The organism is Streptomyces sp. NPDC093018 (genome assembly GCF_040684035.1).
GTDB lineage: Bacteria > Actinomycetota > Actinomycetes > Streptomycetales > Streptomycetaceae > Streptomyces > Streptomyces murinus.
Window position 1 is genome coordinate 68,924 of sequence record NZ_JBFBFF010000013.1, and the last position, 20,284, is coordinate 89,207.

The following is a 20,284-nucleotide window of genomic DNA, read 5'->3' on the forward strand; positions in this document are numbered from 1 at the left end:
GCCTTACCGTTCCGTTCCTGCGGCGTTACTGCCGTCGGGAACACCGGGCGGGACGGGCGGCGGCAACTGCCGCCGCGCTGCCGTCGCGGGCGCCGGTGACGCTCCGGGAGGACTCCTAGTCTCGATCGTGCGGGGCGCTCAGAACCCGCCAGCCTCCTTCTCCCGATGTCATCAATGATGTGGACGAAGAACGAATGAAGCCTGCCGAATTGGCGACTTGCGACCGCGCGGCGTCACTCGAAGTAATCGTCACCGGATTGGCGTCCGACGCGCACACCTGGAATCTCGTATTCATACAGCTGCTGCTGGAGGACCTGGGGCACGAGGTCGTCAATCTCGGCCCCTGTATCCCCGAGGAAGAAATCGTCGAGTCCTGCGCGAAACACCAGCCCGATCTGCTGGTGATCAGCAGCGTCAACGGCCATGGCTTCCAGGACGCCAAGCCGTTGATCGGCGCCCTGCGCGCCCGCCCGGACCTGGACGGACTGCCGGTCGTCATCGGCGGCAAGCTCGGGATCTCGGAGGACCGGCAGGAGGAACGGGCCCTCGAACTCGTGGCGGCCGGCTTCGACGCCGTCTTCCAGGACGGCGTGGACCTCGCCTCCTTCGAGGCGTTCGTCGGCGCCCTGCCCAAGGAGGTGACCCGATGACCGGGGCCGCCGGGACCCCGGTGACCCGGGCCGCCACGACCCGCCCCCGGGGCCCGGTGGCCGTGCACGGATCGCGCGCCTCCTTCGCGCGGTACGTCGCGGACGCCCAGGCCAGGGGGGTCCTCGTGGTGCAACCGCGGATGGGGTTCTCCGACCCTGCCCTGATGCGGGCCGGACTGCGGGCGACCAGGGACGCCGCCGAGGCCGTCGTCGGCACCCTCACCATCGACAGCTACACCCGGGTGGGCGACGAACTGTCCGCGGTGCGCGCCCTCAACGAGGACCACTCCCTCAACGGCTACCCCATCAGCTCGCTCAGCCCGCACACCTCCCGCTGGGTCCTGGACGGCGTGCGCGACCCGTCGTTCCCCGTACAGGTCCGGCACGGCTCGGCCCGCCCCCAGCGCATCGTCGCCGCCCTGGCCGCGCTCGGCCTGGACGCGACCGAGGGCGGCCCGGTGTCGTACTGCCTGCCCTACGGCCGCACCCCGCTGGCCGACTCGGTCCGCAACTGGCAGCAGGCCTGCGAGTTCCTCGCCTCGCTTCGCGCGACCGGCGCGGAACCCCACCTGGAGACGTTCGGCGGCTGCATGCTGGGCCAGCTGTGCCCGCCGGGCCTCCTGGTGGCGCTCAGCGCGCTGGAGGCAGTCTTCTTCCACCGGGCGGGCCTGCGCTCCATCTCGCTCAGCTACGCCCAGCAGACCAACCCCGAGCAGGACGTGCACGCGATCCACGCGCTGCGCCGACTGGCCGCCGAACTGCTGCCGGACACCGAGTGGCACGTCGTCCTCTACACCTACATGGGCCTGTACCCGCGCTCCCGCGAGGGCGCGCTGGAACTGCTGAAACGGTCGGCGGAGCTCGCTGTGGAGGCCGGCGCGGCCCGGCTGATCGTCAAGACGGTCGCGGAGGCGCACCGCATCCCGACCGTCGCGGAGAACGTCGAGGCACTGCGCGTCGCCTCGGCGGCCGCCCGCGACGCCCACCGGACCGCCGCCGCCCGTGACACCGACCGGACCGCCGCCGCGGGCCCGCCGTCCGTGTCCGACAACCCGGTGTACGCCGAGGCGCGCGCCCTGATCGACGCGGTGCTCGGCCTCGACGCCGACCTCGGCCGGGCCCTGCTGACGGCGTTCGCGCGCGGCTACCTCGACGTCCCCTACTGCCTGCACCCCGACAACGCGGGCCGCACCCGCAGCTACATCGACGAGTCCGGCCGGCTGACCTGGTCCGAGATCGGGTCGATGCCGATCGGCCCGGTCGCCAGGAGCAGCGGCCGGCTGACGGCCCGCGGTCTCTTCGACGCCCTGTCCTTCGTGCAGAGCCGCCACGACAACCACTTCCTCGCCCCGACCGCCCCGACCGCCGCGCCGTCCGGGCGTCCGCGTCCTCTCGCCGGCCTGTCCGGCGGCACCTCCAGGAGGTAGTACCCATGACCGTGTTGACCGCCGAGTCCGCCGGACCGGCCACCCTCCAGGCCCCGACCGCCCCGCCCCCGCTGCCCGCCTCCCTCGACGCCCACCTGACCGCCGCGGAGACCCGCGCCACCCTGCGGGTGCAGAACCGGATGCTCACCGCCGTCCGCGCCTTCCTCGCGGGCCAGGGCTTCCAGGAGCTGCTGCCGCCGCTCATCGGCCCGGTGACCGACCCCGGCATCCGCGGTTCGAAGCAGGTGGACGTGGATTTCTACGGCCACAAGTACAAGCTGATGACGAGCGCGATCCTCTACAAGCAGGCCACGCTCGCCGCCTTCGACAAGATCTTCTACATCGCGCCCAATGTGCGGCTGGAACCGCTGGAGACGGCGGTCACCCACCGCCATCTCGCCGAGTTCCACCAGATCGACGTGGAGATACGGGACGCCCGCCGCGAGGACGCGATGGCGCTCGCCGAGGCCCTGGTCTCCCACACCGTGGCGGAGGTCCTGCGGGACATGCCCGCCGAGCTGGAACTGCTCGGCCGCGACGAGGACGCGCTGCGCGAGGCCGTCACGAGCGCTTTCGGCCGCACCAGCCACGAACAGGCCACCACCGGCCTGGTCGAGCTCGGGCACCCGCAGGACCCGGGCGCGGAGATCGACTGGCGGGGCGAGGAGATCCTGTCCGCCGGATCCCGCCGCCCGTTCTTCGTCGTCGACTACCCCAAGGGCTCACGCGGCTTCTACGACCGCGAGGACTCCCAACGACCGGGTGTGCTGCGCAACTTCGACCTGATCGCCCCCGAGGGCTACGGCGAACTGGCCAGCGGCAGCGAGCGCGAGCACGACTACGCGACGCTGGTGACCCGGATGCGGGAGACCGGCGAGAACCCCGCCAAGTACGGCTGGTACCTGGACCTGGCCCGCCGCGGCATCCCGGCCAGCTCCGGCTTCGGCATCGGCCTGGAGCGCTTCACCCGGTACGTCACCGGCCGCACCGCCGTCTGGCAGGCCAGCGCCTACCCGAAGCTCCCGGGAGTGGTGTCCGCGTGAGCGCCGTACTGAGCGCCGCCGGATTCCCCGAGGCGGAGGTGCGCCGCCGCGCCCGGCTGGGGGCCGCGGCCGCCTTCCCCGACCTGTCGGTCTACGGCACCGGCCTGGTCGGCGCCCAGCCCGCCGGGCCGGACATGGGCGACCCGCTGGAGCGGACCCGGATCGTGCCGCCGGTGTTCATGCCGGAGCGGCTGGAGAAGCTGATCGAGCTGGCCCGTGAGCCGCTGTACACGGATGTCGAACTGGACACCGTCATCGGCGGGTTCGCCTCCCGGCTGCCGCTGTACGTCTCGGCGTTCGGCTCCACCCAGGTCGCCAGCCGCGACCTCGGCGAGGCCGCCGGGGCCCAGGCCGGACGGCTGGGCATCCCGATGGTGATCGGCGAGAACGTGGTCCCCGTCAACGGCTACCGGGGTGCCAGCGAGGCCGAGGTCTCCTCGATGGCGGGCCGTATCACCGCCTACACCGAGGCCGCCGCCGCGTGTGGCAACGAGGAGTACGGCGGTGTGGTCGTCCAGCAGTCCACCGAGGACGCGGACGCCGAGGTGTGGAACCTCCTCTACAGCGACCCCGTGTCCCAGCCGCTGCTGGACGCCGGGAAGCTGGCCTTCGAGCTGAAGGTCGGCCAGGGCGCCAAGCCGGGCCTCGGCGGGCTGACGGTGCTGGACCGGGAGGCGGCCGGCCGGGTCGCCGAACAGTACGCCACCCAGGAGGTGTTCGGCGCGGGCGACCGCGTGCTGCGGCTGAGCAGCCCCGGCACCTTCACCGAGGAGATCCTGCGCCAGCAGATCCGGCTGATGCGCAACAACTTCCCGCGGGTGCGGGTCTGGGTGAAGCTCCACCCCGGGCGGGACGTGGCCCACGCCGCGGCGACCGCGTGGGCCTCCGGCGCGGACGCGGTGACCGTGGACGGCGCCGAGGCCGGCACCGCGTGGGCGCCGAGCGGGTTCCTGGCCCAGGTCGGGCTGCCGCTCGGCGAGTGCCTGACCCGGATCGGCCGCACCGGCCGCTGCCTGCTGGCCAGCGGACGCGTCTGGGAGGGCACCCGGGCGGTCAAGGCCCTGGCCCTCGGCGCCAGGGCGGTCGGACTCGGCCGGGCGGCCCTGCTGGCCGTGGACGAGGACGGCGACGCGGGACTGCTGCGGCTGGCCGAGAGCATGGCGCTGGAACTGCGGATGCTGATCAGCGCCGTCGGAAAGTACCGGGTCGACGCCCTGTCCGCGGAGGACCTCCTGCTCCCCGCCGACGTGCGCCCGCCGCTCGCCCACGTCCTGCACTAGGGCCTCTCGGACCGTCCCAAGTCCCTGGCCCCGCCTCCCGCTCCTCCCGTCGGCCCGCTCCTTCCGTCGGCGCCGATCACGGTCGCGGCGGTCCGCCCCTTCCGCGCGCGAGCGCAGCCCCGAATCTTCGAGATTGGTGTGTCCAGATGCCCCAGCAGCAGGCCGGTCAGGCCCACTCGGTCGACATCGACGAGTACAACAGCACCGCGGTGGCCCTCCCCGAGCTGCCGCTGCACGAACTGTTCACCGCCCAGGCGGGCCGTACGCCCGATGCCGTCGCCCTGCTGTGCAGGGAAGTCGAGCTGACCTACCGGGAGTTGGACGTGTCCTCCGATGCGTTCGCGCATCGGTTGGTCGCGGCGGGGGTGGGTGTCGGTGATCGGGTGGGGCTGTTCCTGGACCGGTCGGTGGCGTATGTCGTCGCGATGCTGGGGGTGTTGAAGGCGGGTGGTGCGTATGTGCCGTTGGATGCGCGTCAGCCGGTGGAGCGGTTGGGGTGGATGCTGCGGGACACGGGTGCGGTCCTGCTGGTGACCGATCGTGGTGTGGGTGGGACGGAGTTCGCCGGTGAGCTGTCGGTGGTGCGGGTGGGCGCCGAAATCGCCGCGGCCGACGGGGAGTCGGCGCCGTCGGGGCTGTCCGTCGCTTCCGATCAGGCGGCGTACGTGATGTACACCTCGGGGTCGAGCGGGACCCCGAAGGGTGTGGTGAACACGCACCGCAATGTGGTGGAACTGGCCCTGGACCCCTGGTGGTCCGGCTCCGGTGAGCGGCACCGCCGCGTGCTCGCCTACTCGCCGCTGGCCTTCGACTCCTCGACGTACGAGCTGTGGGTGCCGCTGCTGAGCGGCGGACTGGCGGTGATCCTCCCCACCGCCAAGATCGACCTCGGCGAGATCGCGGACGCCATCACCCGATTCGCCGTCACGGCCGCCTACTTCACCACGGCCCTCTTCGACGCGATGGCCCACGAGGCCGTCGACAGCCTGGGGCGCCTGGAGGAGATCTGGACCGGCGGCGACGTGCTGTCCAGGACCGCCCTGGAGAAGGTGCTCGCGCACTGCCCCGGGACCACCGTCGTGCACGCCTACGGCCCGACCGAGTCGACGGTCTTCTGCAGCTACCAGGTCTTCGCCCCCGACACCCGGACCGTGGAACGGCTCCACCTGGGCGTCCCGATGGCCAATACCGCCATGTACGTCCTGGACGACCGGTTCCGCCCCGCGCCTCCCGGCGTCACGGGCGAGTTGTACGTCGCCGGGTCGCATCTCGCCGCCGGCTACTTCGGCCGTCCGGGGCTGACGGCGGAGCGGTTCACCGCGAACCCGTACGGTCCGCCCGGGAGTCGGATGTACCGCACGGGTGATCTGGCCCGCTGGAACCAGCATGGTGAGATCGAGTTCCTGGGCCGTGCCGATCAGCAGGTCAAACTCCGTGGCTTCCGGATCGAACTCGGTGAGATCGAGACGGTGTTGAGCCGGGTGGCGGAGGTGGCTCAGGCGGCGGTCGTGGTGCGGGAGGACCGCCCGGGTGACAAGCGGCTCGTCGCATACGTCGTGCCGGGTGCCGGGGGCGAGATCGACCCGGAGGCGTTGCGGCGGTATGTGGAGGGGGCGCTGCCCGAGTACATGGTGCCGTCGGCCTTCGTCGCCCTGGACGCCCTGCCGCTCACCGCCAACGGCAAGCTCGACCGGCGTGCCCTGCCCGAACCGGTGCTGGGCGGAGCTGCGGGTGGCCGTGCCGCGCGCACCCCCGCCGAGGAGCTTCTGTGCACCCTGTTCGCGGAGGCCCTGGGACTGCCGTCGGTCGCGGTGGACGACGACTTCTTCCGGCTCGGCGGCCACTCGCTGCTCGCCACCCGCCTCGTCTGCCGCATCCGCGCCCTGCTCGGCACCCGGCTGTCGCTGACCGACTTCTTCCGCCACCCGACGGCCGCCCTGCTCGCCGGTCACCTCGCCGGAGCAGTCGCGGAGGACCGTCCCGCGCTGGTGGCGGCCGAGCGCGGTGACACGGTCCCGCTCTCCCCGGCCCAGCAACGGCTCTGGTTCCTGGACCAGTTGGAGGGCCCGTCGGCGACGTACAACATCCCGCTGGCCGTCCGGGTGCGGGGCGCCCTCGACCGGGAGGCGCTGCGCGGCGCCCTGTCGGACGTCGTCGCCCGGCACGAGGTGCTGCGGACGCGGTACCCGGCCCAGGACGGCACGCCGTACCAGTCCGTGCTGCCGGTGGAGTCGGTCGATCTCGCACTGCCGGTGGTCCCGGTGACCGAGGACGCGCTGCGGGACACCCTCGGCGAGCTGGCCGGAAGCCTGGCCTTCGATCTCGCCCATGACCTGCCCGTCCGGGGGACCCTGCTGGAGCTGGCGCCGGACGACCATGTGCTGCTGCTGGTGGTGCACCACATCGCCTCGGACGGCTGGTCGAACACCCCGCTGATGCGGGACCTGGGCGTCGCGTACGAGGCCCGGCTCGACGGGACGGCGCCGGGCTGGGAGCCGCTGCCGGTCCAGTACGCCGACTACACCCTGTGGCAGCGGGACGTCCTGGGGAACGCGGACGACCCGGACAGCGTCATCGCCTCACAACTCGACTACTGGAAGGGTGCGTTGGCGGAGCTGCCCGACACGGTGTCGCTGCCCGCGGACCGGCCGCGCCCGGTGGTGGCCTCCTACCGGGGCGCCACGCACACCGTGTCCTGCCCGGCGGAGACGCATAAGGCGCTCACCGCGCTGGCCCGGGAGACCGGCACCACGTTCTTCATGGTCGCCCAGGCGGCGGTCGCGGCGCTGCTGACCCGCTCGGGGGCCGGTACCGACATCGCCATCGGGTCCCTTGTTGCGGGCCGCGGCGACGAGGCGCTCGACGACCTTGTCGGCTTCTTCGTGAACACCCTGGTGCTGCGCACCGACACCGGCGGGGACCCCTCCTTCCATGAACTCCTCCGGCGCACCCGGGAGACCGACCTCGCGGCCTGGGCGCACCAGGACGTGCCGTTCGACCGCCTTGTGGAGGTCCTCAACCCCGAGCGGTCCGCCTCCCGGCACCCGCTCTTCCAGGTCATGCTCACCGTCGCCGACGCCGTCGACCCGGCTCCGCTGCTGCCCGGCGCGGACACGAGCGCGAGCCAACTCCCGCTAGGTGCGGCCAAGTTCGACTTCACGGTGAATTTCCACGAGCACCACACCCACGACGGCGGCCCGGCCGGCCTCGACATCACCATCGAATACGCCACCGACCTCTACGACGCCGTCACCATGCGTGCCGCGGCGGATCGTCTGGTCCGGCTGCTCGGTGCGGCCGTCACCGAGCCCGAGACCCCGATCGGCCGGATCGACCTGCTCGGCGAGGCCGAGCGCGCCGAACTCCTCGTCGCCTACAACGAGACCGCGACCGAGCTGCCCACCGCCTCCCTGCCGGAGCTGTTCACGGCACAGGCGACACGTACACCGGGCGCGGTGGCCCTGGTGTGCGGGGAAGTCGAGGTGAGCTACCGGGAGTTGGACGTGTCCTCCGATGCGTTCGGCCGTCGGTTGGTCGCGGCGGGGGTGGGTGTCGGTGATCGGGTGGGGCTGTTCCTGGACCGGTCGGTGGCGTATGTCGTCGCGATGCTGGGGGTGTTGAAGGCGGGTGGTGCGTATGTGCCGTTGGATGCGCGTCAGCCGGTGGAGCGCTTGGGGTGGATGCTGCGGGACACGGGTGCGGTCCTGCTGGTGACCGATCGTGGTGAGGGTGGGACCGAGTTCGCCGGTGAGCTGTCGGTGGTGCGGGTGGGCGCCGAAATCGCATCGGCAGAAGGCGGGTCGGCGCCGTTGGGACTCTCGTTCTCCCCGGACCAGACGGCGTACGTGATGTACACCTCGGGGTCGAGCGGGACCCCGAAGGGCGTGGTGAACACGCACCGCAATGTGGTGGAACTGGCCCTGGACCCCTGGTGGGCGAGCGGCCGGCACCGGCGTGTGCTCGCCTACTCGCCCCTGGCCTTCGACTCCTCCACCTATGAACTGTGGGTGCCGCTCCTCAGCGGCGGGCTGGCCGTCGTGCTCCCGGCCGCCAAGATCGACCTCGGCGAGGTCGGGGAAGCCATCGCCCGGCACGGCGTCACGGCCGCCTACTTCACCACGGCCCTCTTCGACGCGATGGCCCATGAGGCCGTCGACAGCCTGGGGCGCCTGGAGGAGATCTGGACCGGCGGCGACGTCCTGTCGGCCACGGCCCTGCGGACGGTCCTGGACCGGTGCCCGGACACCACCGTCGTGCACGCCTACGGCCCGACCGAGTCGACCGTGTTCTGCAGCTACCAGGCCTTCACACCGGACACCCGGACCGTGGAACGGCTCCACCTCGGCGTGCCGATGGCCAACACCGCCATGTACATCCTGGACGACCGGTTCCGCCCCGCGCCTCCCGGCGTCACGGGCGAGCTCTACGTCGCCGGGTCGCATCTCGCCGCCGGCTACTTCGGCCGTCCGGGGCTGACGGCTGAGCGCTTCACCGCGAACCCGTACGGTCCGCCCGGCAGTCGGATGTACCGCACGGGTGATCTGGCCCGCTGGAACCAGCACGGTGAGATCGAGTTCCTGGGCCGTGCCGATCAGCAGGTCAAGTTGCGGGGCTTCCGGATCGAACTCGGTGAGATCGAGACGGTGTTGAGCCGGGTGGCGGAGGTGGCTCAGGCAGCGGTCGTGGTGCGGGAGGACCGCCCCGGGGACAAGCGGCTCGTCGCGTACGTCGTCCCGGGTGCCGGGGGCGAGATCGACCCGGAGGCGTTGCGGCGGTACGCCGGGGGAGTGCTGCCCGAGTACATGGTGCCGTCCGCCTTCGTCCAGTTGGACGCCCTGCCGCTCACCGCCAACGGCAAGCTCGACCGGCGTGCCCTGCCCAAGCCGGTCCTGCGGGGCAGTGCGGGCGGCCAGGCCGCGCGCACCCCCGCCGAAGAGGTCCTGTGCACCCTGTTCGCGGAGGCCCTGGGGCTGCCGTCGGTCGCGGTGGACGACGACTTCTTCCGGCTCGGCGGCCACTCGCTGCTCGCCACCCGGCTGGTCGCGAGGGTGCGGGAGATCTTCAGCGCACAGGTACTGGTGCGGGACCTGTTCCGGCACCCGACGGCGGCCGCGCTGGCCGCTCACCTCGCGAACGGCCAGGACGGCCAGGACGGCCAGAACGGCCGGCACGGTCAGGGCGACACCATCCGCCCCGCCCTGACCGCCGGTTCGCGTCCGGCGCGACTGCCGCTCTCCCCCTCCCAGCAACGGCTTTGGTTCCTCGACCAGTTGGAGGGTCCCTCGGCGACGTACAACATCCCGCTGGCCATCCGACTCAGGGGTGGCCTCGACCGGGACGCGCTGCGGGGCGCCGTGTCGGACGTCGTGGCCCGGCACGAGGCGCTGCGCACCCTGTTCCCCGCCGAGAACGGCGAGCCGTACCAGCGGATCGTCCCCGCTGACCGGACGGAGGTCCCCTTCTCCGTCCCCTTCGCCGTCCTCGGCGCCGACGAGGACACACTCGCGGTGCGGATCGGCGAGGAGGCGGGGCGCCCGTTCGTCCTCGACTCCGAACTTCCCGTCCGTGCGGTCCTGTTCGAGCTGGCGCCGGATGAGCACGTCCTGCTGCTGGTGATGCATCACATCGCCTCGGACGGCTGGTCGAACACCCCGCTGATGCGGGACCTGGGGATCGCGTACGGCGCCCGGGTCGACGGGGTGGCGCCGGGCTGGGAGCCGCTGCCGGTCCAGTACGCCGACTACACGCTGTGGCAGCAGGAAGTCCTGGGCGACGCGGACGACCCGGCCGGCGTGCTCTCCTCCCAACTGGACTTCTGGAAGGGCACGTTGGCGGGGCTGCCGGACGAGGTGTCGCTGCCCGCGGACCGGCCGCGCCCCGCGACGGCCTCCTACCGGGGCGCCACCCACACCGTGTCCTGCCCGGCCGAGATGCACCAGGCGCTCACCGCGCTGGCCCGGGAGACCGGCACCACGTTCTTCATGGTCGCCCAGGCGGCGGTGGCCGCGTTGCTGACCCGCTCGGGCGCGGGAACCGACATCGCCATCGGCGCCCCGGTGGCCGGACGCGCGGACCAGGCGCTGGACGATCTGGTCGGCTTCTTCGTGAACACCCTGGTGCTGCGCACCGACACCGGCGGGGACCCGACTTTCCGTGAACTCCTGTGCCGTACGAGGGAAACCGACCTCGCGGCCTGGGCCCATCAGGACGTGCCGTTCGACCGCCTTGTCGAGGCTCTCAACCCCGAGCGCTCCACCTCCCGCCACCCCCTCGCGCAGGTCATGCTCTCGGTCACCGACGCGGTCGTACCGGTGCCCGAACTGACCGGTGTGACCGCCGAGTCGGAGTTCACGCCCCTGGAGATCGCCAAGTTCGACCTGACCTTCACCTTCCGGGAGCACCGCACCCCGGGAGGCGAACCGGCCGGCTTCGACCTGAACGTGGAGTACGCCACCGACCTGTACGACGCGGACACCGTCCGGGCCACCGCGGCCCGCCTGACCCGGTTGCTGGGCGCGGCGGCCGACACCCCCGACCTGCCGGCCGGCGAGCTGGACCTGCTCGGCGAGGAGGAACGCCGACGGCTGCTCGTCACCTGGAACGGCGCCGTGATCCCCGGTGCCGGGAGCTCGCTGCCGGAGGCGTTCGCCGCGCAGGTCGCCCGCGAACCGGACGCGCCCGCCGTGGTGATGGGAGAACGCACCCTCACCTACGCAGAGTTGGACGAGCGCACCGACCGGCTGGCCCGTCGGCTGGTCGGCGAGGGCATCCGCCCCGGGGACCCCGTGGTCCTCTTCCTGGAGCGCTCGCTGGAGGCGGTGGTCGCCCTGCTCGCGGTCGTGAAGGCCGGAGCGGTCTACGTCCCGCTGGACGTCCGCTACCCCGCCGACCGCATCGCCCTGATCATCCGGGACTCGAAGGCCACCGTCTTCCTCACCGACCGCGACCTGACGGGCCTCGGCCTCCCCGAGCACGCCCGAACGATTCCGGTCACCGGTGTGGCGGACGACTCGGCGGACCACCCGGCAGCCCACTCGGCGAACCACCCGGCGGACGACTCGGCGGACCAGTCGGCGGACGACTCGGCGGGCCCGCGGATCACGGCCGGGGGAGCGGAGCCCCTGCCCCGGATCCACCCCGACCAGCCGGCCTACGCCATGTTCACCTCCGGCTCGACCGGCGTCCCCAAGGGCGTCGCGGTCACCCACCGCAACATCACCGAACTGGCCGCCGACGAACGGTTCCCCCTCGCTTCGCGGGCCCGGGTGCTGCTGCACTCCCCGATGGCCTTCGACGCCTCGACCTTCGAATTCTGGATGCCACTGCTGACCGGCGGCACGCTCGTCGTCGCACCGCCCGGACTGCTGGACACCACCGCGCTGAGCCGCGCGCTGACCGAGGGCCGGATCACGGGGCTGATCCTGTCGTCCGGACTGTTCCAGATGCTGGCCGAGGACGACCCGGCGGCACTGGCGGGCGTACGGACCGTGCTGACCGGCGGTGACGTCATGTCCGTCGAAGCGGTCCGCCGTATCCACCGGCACTGCCCCGAGACCACCGTCCTCAACGGCTACGGCCCGACCGAGACGACCGTCCTGGTCGCCGCGCACACTGTCCGATCCCCCTACGACCTCCCGGGCGCGGTACCCATCGGGACCCCGCTGGACAACACCCGGATGTACGTCCTGGACAGCCGGATGCGCCTGGTACCGCCCATGACACCGGGCGAGCTGTACCTGGCGGGCTCCGGACTGGCCGCCGGATATCCGAACCGGTCCGCGCTGACCGCCGAGCGGTTCACCGCCGACCCGTACGGCCCGCCCGGCAGCCGTATGTACCGCACGGGCGACCTGGCCCGCTGGAACCAGCGCGGAGAGATCGAGTTCCTGGGCCGCGCCGACCAGCAGGTCAAACTCCGCGGCTTCCGGATCGAACCCGGTGAGATCGAGACGGCCCTGTGCCGGCACCCTTCGGTGGCGCAGGCGGCCGTGGTGCTCGGCGAGATCAGGGCGGGCGACAAGTGCCTGATCGCCTACGTCACCCCCTTCGAGGGCGGCCGGGTGGACATCGCCGAGCTGCGCGCCCGGGTGGCCGCGACCCTGCCCGACTACATGGTGCCGTCCGCCTTCGTCCAGCTGGACGCCCTGCCGCTCACCGCAAACGGCAAGCTCGACCGGCGTGCCCTGCCCGCGCCCGAGCCGGCCGACACGGGCGCGGCGGCCGAGGGCCGGGCCCCGCGCACCCCCAACGAGGAGATGCTCTGCGGCCTGTTCGCCGAGATACTCGGCCGCCCGTCGGTCTCCATCGACGACAACTTCTTCCACCTGGGCGGGCATTCGCTGCTCGCCACCCGGCTCGTGCGCCGGATCAACAGCGTCATGGGGGTCGACCTGCCGATCGGCGCCCTCTTCAACAACCCGATGGTGGCCACGCTGGTCGAGCAGCTCGACCGTATCGGCAGCGCCCGGCCCAAGCTTCGGCCCATGCGCCGGATGGGAGCGTCCAAATGATCCCCTTGTCCTTCGCCCAGCAGCGGCTGTGGTTCCTGGACCAGATGGAAGGCCCCTCCGCGACCTACCACATTCCGCTGGCCGTCCGGATGCGCGGCGCCCTCGACCGCGCTGCCCTGCGGGACGCCCTGGCGGATGTCGTCGCCCGGCACGAGGTGCTGCGGACCCTGTTCCCCGCCCAGGAGGGTACGCCGTACCAGTCGATCGTCGCGGAGGAGGACGTCGACCTCCCGCTGCCGGTGGTCCCGGTGACCGAGGACGCGCTCGGCGACACCCTCGGCGAACTGGCGGCGAAGACCTTCGACCTCGCCCATGACCTGCCCCTGCGCGCGACCCTGCTGGAGCTGGGCCCCGAGGACCACGTCCTGCTGCTGGTCGTGCATCACATCGCCTCGGACGGCTGGTCCAACGCCCCGCTGATGCGGGACCTGGGGATCGCGTACGGCGCCCGGGTCGACGGGGTGGCGCCGGGCTGGGAGCCGCTGCCGGTCCAGTACGCCGACTACACGCTGTGGCAGCAGGAAGTCCTGGGCGACGCGGACGACCCGGCCGGCGTGCTCTCCTCCCAACTGGACTACTGGAAAGGTGCGTTGGCGGGGCTGCCGGACGAGGTGTCGCTGCCCGCGGACCGGCCGCGCCCGGTGGTGGCCTCCTACCGGGGCGCCACCTGCGAGGTGTCCTGCCCGGCCGGGACGCACCGGGCGCTCACCGCGCTGGCCCGGGAGACCGGCACCACGTTCTTCATGGTCGCCCAGGCGGCGGTGGCCGCGCTGCTGACCCGCTCCGGCGCCGGTACCGACATCGTCATCGGCTCCCCGGTCACCGGCCGCGGCGACGAAGCCCTCGACGACCTGGTCGGCTTCTTCGTGAACACCCTGGTGCTGCGCACCGACACCGGCGGGGACCCGTCCTTCCGCGAACTGCTGCGCCGCGCCCAGCAGACCGATCTGGCGGCCTGGGCGCACCAGGACATGCCGTTCGACCGGCTGGTCGAGGTCCTCAACCCGGAGCGCTCGGCCTCCCGTCACCCGCTCTTCCAGGTGATGCTCACCGTCGGCCGGTCGCTCGACGCGGCCGCCCCCGAACTCGGCTCGCTGGAAACGTCGTTGGTGATCCCGGAGCTGCGGATCGCGAAGTTCGACCTGACCTTCGGCTTCCAGGAGCGCCCCGTCGGCGACGGCGGCCCGGCCGGCTTCGACATCGTCGCCGAGTACGCCACCGACCTGTACGACGCGCGGACCGTACGGGCGGTCCTCGACCGGCTGACGCGCCTGCTCACCGCGGTGGCCGAGACCCCGGACGCGCCGATCGGCGAGCTGGAGGTGCTGGCGGCCGACGAACGCCGGCGACTGGACACATGGGCCGGTCCCCGCACCCGCGCCCCCCAGCTCTCCCTGGACCAGCTGTTCAGCGGGAAGGCGGCCGCGACCCCCGACGCCGTGGCCCTCGTCCACGAGGAGCAGCGCATCACGTACGCGGAGCTGGACATCTGGTCCAACCGCCTCGCCCGCCACCTCACTTCGCGGGGCGTGACCCCCGGCAGCCTGGTCGCCATCCACCTCGAACGCTCACCCCTGCTGATCGCCTCACTCCTCGCCGTGCTGAAGGCCGGTGCCGGATACACCCTGCTGGACCCGCAGTTCCCCCTGGAGCGCCTCAACAAGGCCCTCGGCCAGACCGGTCCATCGGTGGTGATCAGCCAGGCGTACCTCCCGGCGCTGGAGCACTCCGCACCCCTGATCGACCTGACCGCCGACGCGACGGTGATCGCGGCGACTTCGGGTACGGCGGTGGAGACGTCCGGGCACCCGGAGGCGGTGGCCTGCATCATGTTCACGTCCGGTTCGACCGGCACTCCGAAGGGTGTGGCGGCGTCCCATCGCGCGCTGGCGGCAACGTTCTTGGGCCCGGACTATCTCCACTTCGGCCCGGAGCAGAGCTACTTGCAGTGCTCGCCCATTTCCTGGGACGCCTTCGCCCTTGAGGTCTTCGGCCCGCTCCTGCACGGCGGTACCTGTGTTCTCCAGCCCGGTCAGCACACCGATCCGCACCAGATCGTGGAGCTCGTCGAGCGGCATCGGATCACCACGCTCCAGATGTCCGCGAGCCTGTTCAACCACATGCTGGACGAACACCCCGCCGTTTTCGCCGTCGTACGCGAGGCCATGACGGCCGGTGAAGCCGCCTCGCCCACCCACACCGCACGAGCCCTCGCCGACCACCCCCACTTGCACCTGATCAACGGCTACGGTCCCGCGGAGAGCATGGGCTTCACCACCACCCACGCCCTCACCACCGACACCGACACCGCCACCACCATCCCCATCGGCGGTCCGGTCACCGGAAAGAACGCCTACGTCCTCGGCCCCAGGCTCGAACTCCTGGCGCCCAACACCCCCGGTGAGCTGTACGTCGCCGGACACGGCCTTGCCCACGGCTACATCGGCCAACCTGCTCTGACCGCGGACCGGTTCACCGCGAACCCGTACGGTCCTCCGGGCAGTCGTATGTACCGGACCGGCGACCTGGCGCGCTGGAACCACCGGGGTGAGCTGGAGTATCTCGGCCGCGCCGACCAGCAGTTGAAGCTCCGGGGCTTCCGCATCGAACCCGGCGAGATCGAGAACGCCCTGTGCACGCACCCCTCCGTGGCCCAGGCGGCGGTCGCCGTACGGGAGGTCCGCCCGGGGGACAAGCGGCTCGTCGCGTACGTCGTCCCGGTCGCCGGGAGCCGGATCGAGCCGGAGGCGCTGCGCCGGCACACCGAGAGCGCGCTGGCCGACTACATGGTCCCGGCCGTCTTCATGGCGCTGGACGCCCTCCCCCTGACCGTCAACGGCAAGCTCGACCAGCGGGCCCTGCCCCAGCCCGGCCTCCAGGGCCACGCCACCGACGGACGGGCCCCCCGCACCCCAGCCGAAGAGGTCCTGTGCACCGTCTTCGCCGAAGTCCTGGGGCTGCCCTCGGCCTCCGTGGACGACGACTTCTTCCGCCGCGGCGGCCACTCCCTGCTCGCCACCCGGCTGGTCTCCAGGGTGCGCGAGATCTTCGGAGTGCAGCTGCTGGTACGGGACTTGTTCCGGTACCCCACGGTCGCCGCGCTGGCCGAGCGCATCGCGGGTGACCGCGCGGAAGCAGCGCGTCCCGCCCTGGTGGCCGGGGAGCGTCCGGCCCGGCTGCCGCTCTCCCCGGCCCAGCGCCGCCTCTGGTTCCTGGACCAGATGGAGGGCCCCTCGGCGACGTACAACATCCCGATGGCCATGCGACTGACCGGCGACCTCGACCGCGCGGCGCTGCGGGGCGCCCTGGCGGACGTCGTCGCCCGGCACGAGGCCCTGCGTACCCAGTTCCCCGCCGAGCACGGCGAACCCCGCCAGCGGATCGTCCCGGCCGACCGGGCGGAGGTCCCCTTCACCGTCCTCGGCGCCGACGAGGACACCCTGGCGGCCCGGATCAGCGAACAGGCCGGCCGGCCCTTCGCCCTCGACAGCGAACTCCCGCTCCGGGGCGTCCTGTTCGAGCTGGCGCCGGACCACCATGTCCTGCTGCTGGTCGTGCACCACATCGTCTCGGACGGCTGGTCGAACACCCCGCTGATGCGGGACCTGGGGATCGCGTACGGTGCTCGGGTCGAGGGGGTGGCGCCGGGCTGGGAGCCGCTGCCGGTCCAGTACGCCGACTACACCCTGTGGCAGCAGGCACTCCTGGGGGACGCCGACGACCCGGACAGCCTGATCGCCGCCCAGCTCGGCCACTGGCGCGGCACCCTGGAAGCCGTACCGGACGAGGTGACCCTTCCCGCCGACCGGCCGCGCCCGGTCGTGGCCTCCTATCGGGGTGCCACGCACACCGTGTCCTGCCCGGCCGGGACGCACCGGGCGCTCACCGCGCTGGCCCGGGAGACCGGCACGACGTTCCTCATGGTGGCGCAGGCGGCGGTGGCGGCGCTGCTGACCCGTTCGGGCGCCGGTACCGACATCGTCATCGGCTCGCCCGTGACCGGTCGCGCGGACCAGGCGCTGGACGATCTGGTCGGCTTCTTCGTCAACACCCTGGTGCTGCGCACCGACACCAGCGGTGCCCCGTCCTTCCGCGAACTGCTGCGCCGCGCCCGGGACACGGACCTCGCCGCCTGGGCCCACCAGGACGTCCCCTTCGACCGCCTGGTCGAGGCCCTCAACCCGGAGCGCTCGGCCTCCCGGCATCCGCTGTTCCAAGTCATGCTCACCGTCGGCCAGTCCCTGGGCACTGGTCCCGAACTGGGCAATCTGGAAACCGAGTTCGTCGTCCCCGAGCTGAGGATCGCGAAGTTCGACCTGACCTTCGGCTTCGAGGAGCACCTGAGCGAGGACGGCGGTTCGGCCGGCTTCGACATCTGCGTGGAGTACGCCACCGACCTGTACGACGCCGGTACGGTACGGGCCGCCGTGGCGCGCCTGGTCCGGCTGCTCGGCGCGGCGGCCGAGACCCCCGATCTGCCGTTCGGCCGACTGGAGATCCTCGGCGAGGAGGAGCGCGGCCGGCTCACGGCCTGGGCCGGCCCCGACACCTCCGCCCCGCGGCTCTCCCTGGACCAGCTGTTCAGCGGGAAGGCGGCCGCGACCCCCGACGCCGTGGCCCTCGTCCACGAGGAGCAGCGGATCACGTACGCGGAGCTGGACATCTGGTCCAACCGCCTGGCCCGCCACCTCACCGCACGCGGTGTGACACCGGGCGGCCTGGTCGCCATCCACCTCGAACGCTCACCCCTGCTGATCGCCTCACTCCTCGCGGTGCTGAAGGCCGGTGCCGGATACACCCTGCTGGACCCGCAGTTCCCGCTGGAGCGCCTGAACGGCGTTCTCGCGCAGACCGGTCCGGCCGCCGTGATCAGCCAGGCGTATCTCCCGGCGCTGGAGCACTCCGCACCTCTGATCGACCTGACCGCCGACGCGACGGCGATCGCGGCGACTTCGGGTACGGCGGTGGAGACATGCGGGCACCCGGAGGCGGTGGCCTGCATCATGTTCACGTCCGGTTCGACCGGCACTCCGAAGGGTGTGGCGGCGTCCCATCGCGCGCTGGCGGCAACGTTCTTGGGCCCGGACTATCTCCATTTCGGCCCGGAGCAGAGCTACTTGCAGTGCTCGCCCATCTCCTGGGACGCCTTCGCCCTTGAGGTCTTCGGCCCCCTTCTGCACGGCGGTACCTGTGTTCTCCAGCCCGGTCAGCACACCGATCCGCACCAGATCGTGGAGCTCGTCGAACGGCATCGGATCACCACGCTCCAGATGTCCGCGAGCCTGTTCAACCACATGCTGGACGAACACCCCGCCGTTTTCGCCGTCGTACGCGAGGCCATGACGGCGGGCGAGACGGCCTCGCCCGTCCACACGGCACGGGCCCTCGCCGACCACCCCCATCTGCACCTGATCAACGGCTACGGTCCCGCGGAGAGCATGGGCTTCACCACCACCCAGCTCATCACCACGGACGCCCCCACCATCCCCATCGGCGGCCCGGTCACGGGCAAGAACGCCTACGTCCTCGGCCCGAACCTCGAACTCCTCCCGCCCAACACCCCCGGTGAGCTGTACGTCGCCGGACACGGCCTCGCCCACGGCTACATCGGCCAACCGGCCCTGACCGCAGACCGGTTCACCGCCGACCCGTACGGTCCTCCGGGCAGTCGTATGTACCGGACCGGCGACCTGGCGCGCTGGAACCACCGGGGCGAGCTGGAGTATCTCGGCCGCGCCGACCAGCAGTTGAAGCTCCGGGGCTTCCGCATCGAACCCGGCGAGATCGAGAACGTCCTGTGCCGGTACGGTTCCGTGGCCCAGGCGGCCGTGGTCATCGGCGAGATCCGGCCCGGCAACAAGGGCCTCATCGCCTATGTGACCCCCCTCGACGGAGCCCGTATCGACATCGCCGGGCTCCGCACCCACGCCTCCGCGTCGCTTCCCGACCATATGATCCCGGCGGCCTACGTCCCCCTGGACGCCCTCCCGCGCACCACCAACGGCAAACTCGACCGCCGCGCCCTGCCCCAGCCCGACCCCGACGACCAGCCCCGCACGGGCCGGGGCCCCCGCACCCCCGCCGAAGAAGTCCTGTGCACCCTGTTCGCGGAGGTACTGGGCCTGCCCTCGGCCGCAGTGGACGACGACTTCTTCCACCGCGGCGGGCACTCCCTGCTCGCCACCCGGCTGATCAGCCGCATCCGCACCATCTGGAGCACGCACACCACGATCAGCGACCTGTTCCGCCATCCGACACCCGAGCTGCTCGCCGAGCACATCGCGGCCGGTGCGGGCGGCGGCAGGGCCAACCCGCTGGAGGCGGTCCTGCGGATCCGCGGCTCGGCGGAGGCGTCCGCGCCGCCACTGTTCTGCATCCACCCCGTCTCCGGGATCAGCTGGGGGTACGCCGGTCTGCTGCGGCACATCGGCGAGGAGCACCCCGTCATCGGTTTGCAGGCCCGGCACTTCACCGAGCCGCAGCGCCGCCCCGGGTCCATCGCGGAGATGGCGGACGACTACCTGGCCTCGATCCGCGCGGTCCAGCCGCACGGGCCGTACCACCTGATCGGCTGGTCCTTCGGCGGCATGGTCGCGCACGCCGTCGCGGCCCGGCTGGAGCGGCTGGGCGAGGAGGTACGGCTCCTCGGGCTGCTGGACGCCTATCCGCTGCCGGAGGGCTTCGAGCCCCGGCCGATCACCGGCGGGGACGTACTGCACGGCCTGCTCGGCGAGGTGCCGGCGGACGCGCCCGTCCACTGCGCCGACGGAGCGCCGGACGTACACGAACTCGCCCGGCTGGTACGGGACCGGGCACCCGGGCTCGGCGAACTCGACGGACCGGGCGCGGCCGCCGTCGTCGAGGCGACCATCGCCAACCTGGACATCCGGCTGCGCCATGTGCCGGACCTGCCCTTCGGCGGCGACCTGCTCTTCTTCGACGCCACCGGCACACCCGCCCCGCTGACGGCGGCCGAGGCCTGGGCGCCGTACGTGGGCGGCCGCATCGAGGAGGTCGGCATCGACTGCCGGCACGCCGAGATGACCGAGCCCGAGCCCCTGCGCGCGATCGGCGAGATCCTGGCAGGCCGCCTGCGCCCCGCCAGGCGCTAGGGCCTCTCGTTTGGATCAGGCCGGATCCAAACGAAAGACCCTGGACCCGCCACCCGCGCCCCCGACCAATCGCCCGGCGGTCCCCGAGTCACCTTCGACCGGACCGCCGGGCGGCCGTCGGTGCGCCCCCGGACGAACCCCGAGCGCTCCCGCCCTGCCCCCGCCCCGAGGTGACTGCCCGGGAACTGCCGCCCCAGCCACCGGATTCGGCCGGTTCTTTTTCCTAACGTGAAGGTGTCCGAACGGCCGACCCGGTACGCAA

The 20,284-nt window shown here is 72.1% G+C and carries 6 protein-coding genes; all 6 read left to right on the plus strand.

Going from position 1 to position 20,284, the window contains the following annotated elements; translation table 11 throughout:
* The first annotated feature begins 194 nt into the window (after positions 1 to 194).
* The 6 genes from AB0N90_RS26210 to AB0N90_RS26235 all read left to right on the plus strand — a co-directional run bounded on the left by AB0N90_RS26210 (position 195) and on the right by AB0N90_RS26235 (position 20,022).
* Entirely contained in the window at positions 195 to 650 is a 456-nt protein-coding gene (locus AB0N90_RS26210; protein ID WP_365200600.1) for a cobalamin-dependent protein, read from the plus strand.
* The gene (locus AB0N90_RS26215) at positions 647 to 2,077 is read left to right on the plus strand and encodes a methylaspartate mutase (RefSeq protein WP_365200602.1); all 1,431 of its coding nucleotides are present in this window, start codon (positions 647 to 649) and stop codon (positions 2,075 to 2,077) included. The genes AB0N90_RS26210 and AB0N90_RS26215 overlap by 4 nt, the downstream gene beginning before the upstream one ends.
* Positions 2,078 to 2,082: 5 nt before the next feature.
* The gene (locus AB0N90_RS26220; RefSeq protein WP_365200605.1) at positions 2,083 to 3,120 is read left to right on the plus strand and encodes an asparagine synthetase A; all 1,038 of its coding nucleotides are present in this window, start codon (positions 2,083 to 2,085) and stop codon (positions 3,118 to 3,120) included.
* Positions 3,117 to 4,400, plus strand: a complete 1,284-nt coding sequence (locus tag AB0N90_RS26225) for a glutamate synthase-related protein (protein WP_361678810.1) — start codon at positions 3,117 to 3,119, stop codon at positions 4,398 to 4,400. The genes AB0N90_RS26220 and AB0N90_RS26225 overlap by 4 nt, the downstream gene beginning before the upstream one ends.
* Before the next feature lie 146 nt (positions 4,401 to 4,546).
* On the plus strand, positions 4,547 to 12,910 hold the full coding sequence (locus AB0N90_RS26230; RefSeq protein ID WP_365200608.1) for an amino acid adenylation domain-containing protein: 8,364 nt from the start codon (positions 4,547 to 4,549) through the stop codon (positions 12,908 to 12,910).
* The gene (locus tag AB0N90_RS26235) at positions 12,907 to 20,022 is read left to right on the plus strand and encodes an amino acid adenylation domain-containing protein (RefSeq protein ID WP_365200611.1); all 7,116 of its coding nucleotides are present in this window, start codon (positions 12,907 to 12,909) and stop codon (positions 20,020 to 20,022) included. Before AB0N90_RS26230 ends, AB0N90_RS26235 begins: the two co-directional genes overlap by 4 nt.
* Positions 20,023 to 20,284: the final 262 nt, after the last annotated feature.

What these genes read in the sequence shown, in the direction of transcription:
- AB0N90_RS26210 (WP_365200600.1), top strand. Translation starts at nt 195, where the DNA reads ATGAAGCCTGCCGAATTGGCGACTTGCGACCGCGCGGCGTCACTCGAA.
- AB0N90_RS26215 (WP_365200602.1), top strand. Translation starts at nt 647, where the DNA reads ATGACCGGGGCCGCCGGGACCCCGGTGACCCGGGCCGCCACGACCCGC.
- AB0N90_RS26220 (WP_365200605.1), top strand. Translation starts at nt 2,083, where the DNA reads ATGACCGTGTTGACCGCCGAGTCCGCCGGACCGGCCACCCTCCAGGCC.
- AB0N90_RS26230 (WP_365200608.1), top strand. Translation starts at nt 4,547, where the DNA reads ATGCCCCAGCAGCAGGCCGGTCAGGCCCACTCGGTCGACATCGACGAG.
- AB0N90_RS26235 (WP_365200611.1), top strand. Translation starts at nt 12,907, where the DNA reads ATGATCCCCTTGTCCTTCGCCCAGCAGCGGCTGTGGTTCCTGGACCAG.